9 protein-coding genes are annotated in these 10,573 nt (G+C 40.9%); 6 read left to right on the forward strand and 3 right to left on the reverse strand.

Annotated features, from left to right (window positions below):
* The first annotated feature begins 9 nt into the window (after positions 1-9).
* A complete protein-coding gene (locus tag HY841_11310) occupies positions 10-204 on the forward strand; it encodes a hypothetical protein (GenBank protein MBI4931343.1) in 195 nt (64 codons plus the stop codon).
* Positions 205-207: 3 nt separating this feature from the next.
* On the opposite strand, the gene HY841_11315 is transcribed toward HY841_11310, so the two are convergent.
* Together HY841_11315 and HY841_11320 are read right to left on the reverse strand one after the other, a co-directional pair.
* The gene (locus HY841_11315) at positions 208-987 is read right to left on the reverse strand and encodes an enoyl-CoA hydratase/isomerase family protein (GenBank protein ID MBI4931344.1); all 780 of its coding nucleotides are present in this window, start codon (positions 985-987) and stop codon (positions 208-210) included.
* A gap of 111 nt (positions 988-1,098) precedes the next feature.
* Entirely contained in the window at positions 1,099-2,184 is a 1,086-nt protein-coding gene (locus tag HY841_11320; protein ID MBI4931345.1) for an acyltransferase, read from the reverse strand.
* A 139-nt stretch (positions 2,185-2,323) separates the two neighbouring features.
* On the opposite strand from HY841_11320, the gene HY841_11325 reads away from it, so the two are divergent.
* The 5 genes from HY841_11325 (at position 2,324) to HY841_11345 (ending at position 9,483) form a co-directional block, all read left to right on the forward strand.
* Positions 2,324-2,995: a hypothetical protein gene (locus HY841_11325; GenBank protein ID MBI4931346.1), complete on the forward strand. Its 672-nt coding sequence runs from the start codon at positions 2,324-2,326 to the stop codon at positions 2,993-2,995.
* Positions 2,996-3,163: 168 nt separating this feature from the next.
* Positions 3,164-5,965, forward strand: a complete 2,802-nt coding sequence (locus HY841_11330; protein MBI4931347.1) for a T9SS type A sorting domain-containing protein — start codon at positions 3,164-3,166, stop codon at positions 5,963-5,965.
* Positions 5,966-5,991: 26 nt separating this feature from the next.
* Positions 5,992-8,427 carry a T9SS type A sorting domain-containing protein gene (locus tag HY841_11335; protein MBI4931348.1) on the forward strand — a complete coding sequence of 812 codons (2,436 nt, stop codon included), beginning with the start codon at positions 5,992-5,994 and terminating at the stop codon, positions 8,425-8,427.
* 3 nt (positions 8,428-8,430) lie between these two features.
* Positions 8,431-9,006, forward strand: coding sequence for a DUF2179 domain-containing protein (locus tag HY841_11340; protein MBI4931349.1), 576 nt, complete (start codon positions 8,431-8,433; stop codon positions 9,004-9,006).
* 93 nt (positions 9,007-9,099) lie between these two features.
* Entirely contained in the window at positions 9,100-9,483 is a 384-nt protein-coding gene (locus tag HY841_11345) for a RidA family protein (protein MBI4931350.1), read from the forward strand.
* 3 nt (positions 9,484-9,486) lie between these two features.
* On the opposite strand, the gene ftsY is transcribed toward HY841_11345, so the two are convergent.
* On the reverse strand, positions 9,487-10,428 hold the full coding sequence (ftsY, locus tag HY841_11350) for a signal recognition particle-docking protein FtsY (GenBank protein ID MBI4931351.1): 942 nt from the start codon (positions 10,426-10,428) through the stop codon (positions 9,487-9,489).
* Positions 10,429-10,573: the final 145 nt, after the last annotated feature.

A 10,573-nucleotide genomic window follows, 5' to 3' on the forward strand; every position in this document is an offset into this window, starting at 1 on the left:
TTTTGCAACATGCCGCTTTCAAAAGGACAAAAAATAGTCGCGCTTGTTTTTCTGATTTCATTTATCATCACAATGATTTGGGCATACAGGTCAGATGCCAGAATCAATAAAATGTTTTATAAAAATGTATGGGTGGTGTTAATCAGCGTACTGCTGATTTTCGGAGCAATTATCGTTCTGATAAAAATTTCGCACTCGTACTAAAATTTATTCTCCTTTAAAAACAGGTTTCCTTTTTTCAAGAAACGCTTTCACTCCTTCGCTGAAATCATACGTGCTTGCGGCACTCGCCTGCACTGTTCCTTCCGCTTCAAGTTGTTTGTCAAGCGTATTGTACATAGATTGATTCAGCAATCGTTTGGTAAGCCAGATTCCTTTCGTAGGCATTTCAGAAAGTGTTTTAGCTACGGCAAATGCGTCCGCATGAAACGCAGCATCATCAACAACTTTATAAATCATTCCCATTTTTTCCGCATCGGCAGCAGAAATTTTATCACCCAGCATCATCAGTGCCGAGGCTTTTCCGAATCCAATTAAGCGGGGAAGAAAAAAAGTTCCTCCGCTGTCGGGAATAAGACCGATTTTAGAAAATGCCTGCGTAAAACTTGCCGATGCAGCCGCAATCACCACATCGCATGCAAGCGCAATGCTTGCTCCGGCTCCAACAGCAGGTCCATTCACAGCACAGACAACAGGTTTTTCAATGTTTCGTATTTTCTGAATGATTGGATTGTAAGTTTCGCGGACAATCTCGGCTATATTTGCTCCCGGAGAAATCGCTTCGCTCAAATCCTGACCAGCGCAGAAGGCGCGCCCTTCTCCAGTTATATACACCGCGCGGATGTTTTTATCGGACGCACACACATCCAATGCGTTTTGCATTTGCTTTGCCATCTCGCGGTTGAAACTGTTCAGCGTATCCGTTTTGTTCAGAATTATTTTCCCGACAGAACCTTCTGCTGAAAATTTAATAAACTCATTTACCATGATTGAACTATTTTATGTAAAGTTTTTTTGAATTTGTCAGGAGCATTTCGGATACAGATAAAATACTAAAAAAAGAATTATGTAGTTTATAAAAATTCATCCATTAAGAAATTAATCATGTAGATTTTTCACTAATCTATATTTATTTTTCATTTTCAAAAATCTCTTTTCAATAACAAAATATGAAAAAGATGCCATTATAAAAGTACATAAAATATTTTGTGGAAATTTCTGCATCCACGATTCCTTTCCATGAACAGCTCCCATCAGGAAGATTTCTTGCCATAAATAAATACTGTAAGAGAGTTTTCCAATGAACTTTAAAATAGAAAATTCAAAAATATTTATCAAAACATGCGAATTATTATTGACAAGCCAGTAAATAAAAATTCCTACGCCCATCATTGGCAAATAATAAATTACATATGAAAAATAAGGAATAAAATGGAAGTATTGATATAGAGGAAACAAGGGTGAAAAATACATTGCAACGCTGACAGGAAGTAAAATATTTGATTTATAAATCTTAGAAAATAATGACATCACAGCAACCAAACAGCCAATTAATATCGGATAAATTCCTGGTATTGTAAGCCGATAAGATTGGTAAATGGTAGAGATGGGAAGAGTGTCATACCACCATTTAAATATCTGGGTAAATACAATTGAAAATAATATTAAAATAAAAATCCAATTCTTCTTAAAAAAATGCATCAGCAAAGGCCAAACTAAATAATATTGTTCTTCAACTGCCAACGACCATGTATGACCTATTTCTACAAATCTCAATTTACCATAGGGTACAAAATTATATAGATAAAAAAATGCAATCAACCATCCCGTAATAAAATGTTTACTTATTCTACCTTCAATTATGAAAACAACAAAAGTAATGAGCATGTAAAATGAAAAAGCAGGAAATAATCTAAAGAATCTACGAATAATAAACTTTTTATAATTTATTTTCCCAAATTCGATTTTTTCTTTCAATAATAAAGTAGTGATTAAGTATCCACTTAACACAAAAAAAATACCTACGCCCATGCCTCCTGAAGTAATACTAAATAACCTTCCTCCAAAATCATTGCCAAATAAGGTTTTAAGAAAATTCCCACCTTTGAGATGCTCATTTAATACAAACAGAATGGAAATGCATCTTAGTCCATCAAATCCCCTTATGTAATACTTATCATTCATATAATTTATTGGGCTGGATACGCATATTGGGAATATGTCAGCAATTCAAAATTAAGGTTTTTTTTAGATTCTGAACTTCACTATTTCATTGCTTAAACACCGAAAGTAATAGCGCTGATTTTGTCTGTATGTTCGCAATATGTCAGCAAAATATTTTCTGATACAATTGCTATTCTTTATTTTCGCCTGTTCATTCACTCCTAAAATGGATAACAAAATCCGCTACGTAGCCCTCGGAGATTCTTACACGATTTGCGAAGGTGCAAGTTGGGAAGAATCCTGGCCCGTGATTCTAACCAAGCGTTTAAATGAGAACGAAGTTTTCATTGAACTCATCGCAAACCCATCACGCACAGGATGGACTACGGAAGATTTAATTGACAACGAACTTCCTGTTTTTGATTCTTCCGCTCCCACCTTTGCAACGCTTCTCATTGGCGTGAATGACTGGGTGCAGGGCGTGAGTGAAGAAACCTTTCAGAAGAACCTTATTCAAATCATAGAGCATGTACAGAAAAAAACAGGAAATAAATTCGTGCTGATTACCATTCCTGATTTCAGCGTTACGCCAGACGGACCAAAATATTCCAACGGGAGAAATATCAGCGAAGGACTTGCTGCTTTTAATAAAATTATTTCGGATGAAGCTGAAAAGAGAAATCTGAAGTGCGTGGATATTTTTTCTGTCTCTCAGAAAATGAAAGACAATCCTGAATTAATTTCCAAAGACAACCTTCACCCTTCTGCAAAAGAATATGCTGTTTGGGAAAATTTGATTTATCCGGTGGTGTATGGAGTGCTGATAAAATAAATTCCAAGTATTAAGTCCCAAATACCAAGCCCAAAGAAACAGCCATTGCATTTTCTTCGGCTGTTCCCTTGGAACTTGGTATTTGATACTTGGTGCTTTGAACTTTGAATTACTTCCCTCTCCCTCGCCAATATTCTTACTTTTGGTTCTCCTTAAAATCACCAATACATGAAACAACTTTACTCATTTATTCCTGCTGTGATTTTTTCAGTGGGATTAGTTGCATTTATTTCAACACAAAGTCCCCGCCAAGCTCCACCAATTGTTGGCGGAGAAAAGACTCAAACCCTTTCAGAAGGAAATGATGCCGATGACGGACTTCTTCAATACGAACTCCAGCGCCTCCGCGATCCTGAAACAGGAAAAATTCCTTCTAACATCCGAAGGTTAGAATTAGAATATGCTGCTACACTGCCCGGATATGTTTCACCCTCTTCTAAAGGAGTACAGAATTTATCTTCCCTCAACTGGCAATCACGCGGACCCTGGAATGTTGGAGGAAGAACACGCGCTTTTGCAATTGATGTTACCAACTCTCAAAAACTTTTAGCCGGCTCTACTTCCGGAGGAATGTGGTCATCCGCCAACGGAGGAACTTCATGGTCGCAAAACTGGAGCGCTGTTCATCAAAGCGTTTCGTGCATTGCGCAGGATACACGCGCAGGAAAAACAAATACATGGTACATCGGCACAGGCGAAGGTTACGGACAATCGGCAGGAGCATCGGGCGCTTATTATCTTGGCAACGGAATGTACAAATCAACTGATGGAGGAACAACATGGAATTCTCTTCCATCAACTGTTTCAGGAACTCCGCAATCTTTTGACAATGTGTGGGATCTTATATGGAACGTTGCAACTAATCCTGCCGACACATCTGCAAACGGAACAGTGTATGCAGCAGTTTACAACGCTGTTTACAAAAGCATCAATGGCGGAACGTCATGGACATTGGCGAGAGGCACCGGCATTTCAGCGCCTTATTCTTATTTCACCGATGTAGCAGTATCAGATTCGGGAGTCATTTATGCCACGCTCAGCAGCGATGGCGGAGCACAAAAAGGAATCTGGCGTTCGCCCGATGGCGTTACATGGACAAGCATTACTCCTGTTGGATTTCCAACCACCTACGGAAGAATCAAAATAGGAATTTCTCCTTCGGATGGAAACCAGGTTTATTTCTGGGCGGGAACAACAACAGGATTCGGAACAGCTGATACAAATTTTCTCGGGCAGGTGGAATGGAACAGCTTGTGGAAATATCATTACAACTCAACAAGTCCAAAATGGTATGACCTTTCTGCAAATCTTCCCACCACAGGCGGACCACATGACAAGCAGCACGTGCAGGGCGGATACGATATGCTTGTGAAATTTCATCCCACTGATACAGCAGTAGTTTTTCTTGGAGGAACAAATCTCTATCGTTCGGATGACGGATTCTTTTCTCCTGACAGCACTCATTTCATCGGAGGATATAAAAAGGGTTCTTCCATTCCTTTAACTATAGATACATACCTGAATCATCACCCCGACCAGCATGAAGTGGTTTTCGATAACACAAACAATAGTATGTACAGTTCCAATGACGGAGGAATTTACAAAACCACCAACTTTATGGCAGATACCGTTGCCTGGACTAAACTGAACAACGGCTATCTCACTTCCATGTTTTACACTGTGGCGCTCGACCACGCGACACCCAACGACAGCACAATTATTGGAGGATTGCAGGATAATAACAGCTGGTTCGTGAATTCACAAAATCCGCAGTCACCCTGGGTAAGCGAATTTTTCGGAGATGGTTCTTACTGCGCCATTGACAACGGAAAGAACAATTATTATTTTTCCATTCAGAACGGAAAGATGCAGAAGATGCAGCTGGATGCGGCAGGTAATGTGCTCGCGCGAAGAAGAATTGATCCCATTGGAGGAAAAGGTTATCAGTTTATCAATCCTTATACTCTCGACCCGAACAATAATAACAGGATGTATCTGGCAGGAGGAAAAAATCTCTGGAGGAATGACAGTTTGAATTTTATTCCTCTGAACGGAAACTGGGACAGCATCAGTCAGGGATGGCTCATGTTTCCCGATACGGTTCCTACAGCAAATGCGAAGATCACCGCGCTTGCAGTTTCAAAAAATCCTGCAAACATTTTGTATTACGGAACAAGCAACAAGCGCGTGTACAGAATTGACAACGCAAATGTTGGAACGCCCATCGCCACCGATATTACCGGAACCGTTTCACCCAACCTGTTTCCTGCCGGCAACGTATCCTGCATCGCCATTGACCCGAATGATGCAGGCAATGTGATAGTGGCATTTTCCAATTACAGCGTTTACAGTCTCTTCTACTCCACCAATGCCGATTCCACCGTGCCCACATGGTCAAAAGTGGGCGGCAACCTTGAGCCGGGTAATGGAACAGGTCCTTCTGTCAGATGGGCAACTATTTTGCCCGTTTCTGACGGAACTGTATATCTTGTTGCAACAAGCACCGGGGTGTATGCAACCGATACGCTCACCGGAACGTCTACTGTATGGGCGCTTCAGGGAGCAACCACCATCGGAAATTCTATTTGCGATATGATTGATACAAGAACCTCAGACGGATTAGTGGCAGTGGCAACCCACTCGCGCGGAGTATTCACCACCAACATCACCAGCATAAATGATGTGGTTACATCAACCGGGTTTCCGATTGCAAATTTCGGGTTTCAGGTTTATCCTAATCCGAACAGCGGAGTGTTTAATGTGCAGATGAGCGGATTAGAAAATGTGCAGATGAAAGGCATTGAAGTTTTCAATTCACATGGTGAAAAAGTATTTGAATCCGCACATCCGCATATCCGCACATCTTCACATCTGCAAATTGATTTGTCTTCTCAGCCCAGCGGAGTTTATTTTTGCGTGATGAAAGCAGGAGAAGCTACTCAAACAAGAAAACTACTCATTATTAAATAACTACTGATAACAGAAACAAACCAAGAATGAATTGTCACATCTCATCCATGAACCGAAGCATCCCAAGCATGCAACACTATAATGTAAGCAAGCAGCGAGAGGTTGTAATCACGCAACGAAACAATGTAAGCATGCAACGTGGCAATGTAAGCTTACAACGAAACAGTGTAAGCACGCAACGCGACAATGTAAGCTTACAACGAGACAGTGTAAGCATGCAACGCGACAATGTAAGCTTACAACGAGACAGTGTAAGCACGCAACGAGACAGTGTAAGCACGCAACGCAACAATGTAAGCTTACAACGCAACAATGTAAGCTTACAGCGAAGAAAACCATCAAAACAGCAACAAAATCAATCTTTTATGAAAAAACTATTACTCACATTTGCCACCTGCATTTTTACATCTTACATTCTTTTCGCCCAAATTGGCTCATGGAGCGCAAAAGCTAATTTTGGAGGAACTGGCAGAAGCAATGCCGTTGGCTTTTCCATCGGAAGCTACGGTTACATAGGCACCGGATATGCAGGCACCAATCAAAAAGATTTCTGGAGATATGATCCTGTGGCAAATTCATGGTCGCAGATGGCGGATTTTGGAGGAACTGCCCGCAGAGCAGCAACAGGGTTTGCTATTGGAAATTTCGGATACATCGGAACAGGATTCGATGGCGCTTACAAAAAAGATTTCTGGAAATATGATGTTGCCGGCAACTCATGGGCTCCTATCGCTAACTTTGGCGGCAGCGGAAGATATTATGCCGCGGGGTTTTCTATAGCAGACAGCGGATATGTTGGAACAGGAATGGACGGCTCGGTGGCTTACAATGATTTCTGGAGATATAATTCGATTACCGATACCTGGACTGCCCGGGCAAATTTTGGCGGAAGCACTCGTGGTGATTGCTTTGCCTTTGCTGTGAGCGGAAAAGGATATATGGGCACCGGAAGAAATTTTGCCGGCACAACGTTTTACAATACCTTCTATCAATATAATCCTGCAACCAACACATGGGCAGCAAAAGCCAACTTTGCCGGAACTGCGCGCGAAGGTGCAGGCGCTTTTGTAATTGGCAATTACGGCTATGCAGGAACAGGTAGTATAAATACCTTCTCAACTCAATACACTGATTTTTATAAATACGATCCGGTTGGAAATGCATGGACAGCCATTGCCACATTCATTGGCACACAACGAACAAATGCTGCAGCTTTTGCTGTGGGAAACTATGGTTACCTGGGAACAGGATATGCGGGCGGGTCTTACACCAACACTTTCTACCAATATGATTTATGTGGTGTTACTCTTACCGTAACCCCTACAGCGCCTTCCTGCAATGCGGGAAGCAATGGTTCTGTAAATCTTACGGTGACAGGTGCAACAAATCCACTCACCTATTTATGGTCAAACGCCTCAACGGTTGAAGATGCCACCGGACTTTCTGCAGGAGGATACACTGTTACCGTTACAGATGGTGTGGGCTGTACTAAAACAACAACCGTTACAGTTACTCAGCCAACCGCACTTGCAGGAAATATAACAACCGTTACAAATGCATCGTGCTATTCACTCTGCAATGGAAAAATTACTGTTACGGTTTCAGGAGCAACTCCGCCTTATACCTATTCGTGGGCGCCAAGTTCGGGTTCAACTTCAGCGATTTCCAACCTTTGCGCGGGCGGATACACCGTTACAATAACTGATTCAAAAGGATGTTCAACAATAAAAGATTCTGTTGTGACTGAGCCCACTGCTTTGACTGTCACCGTATCATCTGTTCCGAATTCTACCGGATGTATTTGCGATGGTGAAGTAAGCGTTTCGGCTTCAGGAGGCACTCCGCCTTATACTTACAATTGGCCTTTAATTCCTTGCCCAAGTGACACTTGCAATTTATTGTGTCCGGGATTTTATACCGTAGTTGTTACCGATTCAAAAGGATGTACTTATATGGACGGAGCAACTGTTAATGGACCATTGCCTCCTATCATCAGCCTGACAGCCACTCCTGCCACCTGCCCCACTTGTCCGAATGGAGATGCAACAGCAAATATTTCAGGAGGAACTTCTCCTTTCACATATTTATGGAACAACGGTCAAACCACACAAACCGCAACAGGTCTTGTTCCGGGAACCTATCCTGTTTGTGTCAGCGATTCTGATAGCTGCGTTGTTTGCGATTCAATTTATGTTGGCTTTGCAATTGGAATACATGAAATCAGCAATCAGGATATTTACATTTCTCCGAATCCGTCAAGCGGAGTGTTTAATGTGCAGATGAGTAGATATGAAAATGTGCAGATGAAAATATATAATGTGTATGGAGAATGTATTTATCAGCATATCTGCACATCCGCACATCCGCAAATTGATTTAAGCGAAGTGCTCAACGGCATTTATTTCCTTCAACTAAAAACTGAAGAAGGCGTACTGACTAAAAAAATAATTCTGAACAGATAATTTGTGAGCGTTGATTTTGATTATTACAACTGGCTTATCCTTCCGCTGATAATTTTTGTTTCGCGCATCGGAGATGTCACACTCGGAACAATCAGGCATGTACTCACCACGCGCGGACAGAAAAGCATCACCCCCATTCTCGGGTTCTTTGAAGTGCTTATTTGGATAGTGGTGGTGAGCCAGGTGATGAAACAGGCAAATAATTTTGCTTGCTACATTGCATGGGCAGGCGGATTTGCAATGGGAAATTATATCGGTTTGCTTATTGAAGAACGCATTGCGCTCGGACTGCAAATCATCCGCATCATTACCAATCAGGAATGTTCTGCACTTATCACTCAGTTGCAAATCGCCAATCACGGAACTACTGTGATAAATGCACAGGGAGCAAAAGGTCCGGTGAAAGTTATTTTAACAGTTGTTAAGCGGAAAAACATAGAACCGATTATTAAAATCATTCAGCAGCATAATCCTGATGCTTTTTATTCCATAGAAGATATACGAGATGTGAATCGTGGTGTTTTCACAAAAAGCAGTCAAACTCTTTTAAGGAAAATGTTTCCGTCAGATAAGATTTGATAGGTTTGCAACATGAAACAGGTTCTCATTGCTACTGCATGTTTCGCTATCATTGGACTATCATTTTATTTTTATTTTTCAAAACATAAAATCATGGAAAATTCAACAATCATTTACACAGATAAATCTCCAAAACCAATCGGACCTTATTCTCAGGCGGTGATGCGCGGCAACGCATTATTTGTATCCGGGCAAGTAGCATTCGTTCCTTCTACAGGAGAATTAGATACTTCCAGCATTGAAAACGAAACAAAACAAGTGATGGAAAACATTAAAGCAATTGTAGAAGAAGCCGGAATGAAAATGAGCGATGTGGTAAAAGCAACCATTTATCTCTCTGATATGAATAATTTTTCAAGAATGAACGAAGTGTACGGAAAATATTTTAAAGAAAATCCTCCTGCAAGAGAAACGGTCCAGGTTTCTGCTCTCCCCAAAAAAGTTAATGTGGAAATTTCGGTGATTGCGATAAAGTAGAAATTATTCCGCCTTTGTATTAAAGAGCGAATCTGCAAACTCCTTTTTATCGAAGAGCTGCAAATCATCAATCCCCTCACCTACTCCGATATACTTCACAGGAATTTTGAATCGGTCAGAGATGCCGATGACTACTCCTCCTTTCGCTGTGCCATCAAGTTTGGTAAGAGCAAGCGCAGTGACATTAGTGACTTCGGTGAATTGCTTGCATTGTTCGATTGCATTTTGCCCGGTGGAAGCATCTAACACTAAAAGCACTTCATGGGGAGCATCAGGAATTACTTTTTGAATCACACGTTTTATCTTAGAAAGTTCGTTCATCAAATTTGTTTTGTTGTGTAATCTTCCTGCTGTATCAATTATTGCTACATCCATTTTTTTTGCAATAGCAGAATTCACCGTATCAAACGCAACAGCGGCAGGATCGGCATTCGCACCTTGAGAAATGATTTGCGCACCAGAACGTTTCGCCCAGATTCCTAACTGTTCAACTGCAGCTGCGCGAAAAGTATCTGCTGCACCAAACAGAACATTTTTTCCTGCTTTCTTAAAGATATGAGCGAGTTTGCCTATGGTAGTGGTCTTGCCTACTCCATTCACACCAACTACTAAAATAATATATGGCTTCTTAACAATACTTGCAAAATCTGTAAATGAATTATCTATCAACAAAGAAGAAATTTCTTCTTTCAGGATTTCATTTAATCCACCAGTTCCAATTTTCTTTTCCTTCTCAATGCTTTTCTGAATGTTTGAAATTATTTTAAGAGAAGTTTCTGTTCCGACATCCGCAGCAATCAATGTTTCTTCTATCTTATCCAGCACCTCTTCATCTATAATGGTTTTGCCTGTAATTGCTTTTCCAAGGCGCGAAAGAAATCCTTCCCTCGTGCGAAGTAATCCGCTATCGAGTTTTTTTCTGGTGAAGAGGTCAAAGATTCTCATATATCAAATTAAAGTAGGAAGCGAAGGTACAAAGTAACTTCGCCACCTCTCACACCACTGTACATGCTTAGACGCATACAGCGGTTTCATAAAGTTTTAATCGTTTGTAGTTTGCCGATAAACTGTAGTAACCTTCTTTTGCAAA

The organism is Bacteroidota bacterium (genome assembly GCA_016213405.1).
Classification (GTDB): Bacteria; Bacteroidota; Bacteroidia; order Palsa-948; family Palsa-948; genus Palsa-948.

Coding starts and splice junctions, on each gene's coding strand:
- HY841_11310 (MBI4931343.1), top strand. CDS start 10: ATGCCGCTTTCAAAAGGACAAAAAATAGTCGCGCTTGTTTTTCTGATT.
- HY841_11315 (MBI4931344.1), bottom strand. CDS start 987: ATGGTAAATGAGTTTATTAAATTTTCAGCAGAAGGTTCTGTCGGGAAA.
- HY841_11320 (MBI4931345.1), bottom strand. CDS start 2,184: ATGAATGATAAGTATTACATAAGGGGATTTGATGGACTAAGATGCATT.
- HY841_11325 (MBI4931346.1), top strand. CDS start 2,324: ATGTCAGCAAAATATTTTCTGATACAATTGCTATTCTTTATTTTCGCC.
- HY841_11330 (MBI4931347.1), top strand. CDS start 3,164: ATGAAACAACTTTACTCATTTATTCCTGCTGTGATTTTTTCAGTGGGA.
- HY841_11335 (MBI4931348.1), top strand. CDS start 5,992: ATGAATTGTCACATCTCATCCATGAACCGAAGCATCCCAAGCATGCAA.
- HY841_11345 (MBI4931350.1), top strand. CDS start 9,100: ATGGAAAATTCAACAATCATTTACACAGATAAATCTCCAAAACCAATC.
- ftsY (MBI4931351.1), bottom strand. CDS start 10,428: ATGAGAATCTTTGACCTCTTCACCAGAAAAAAACTCGATAGCGGATTA.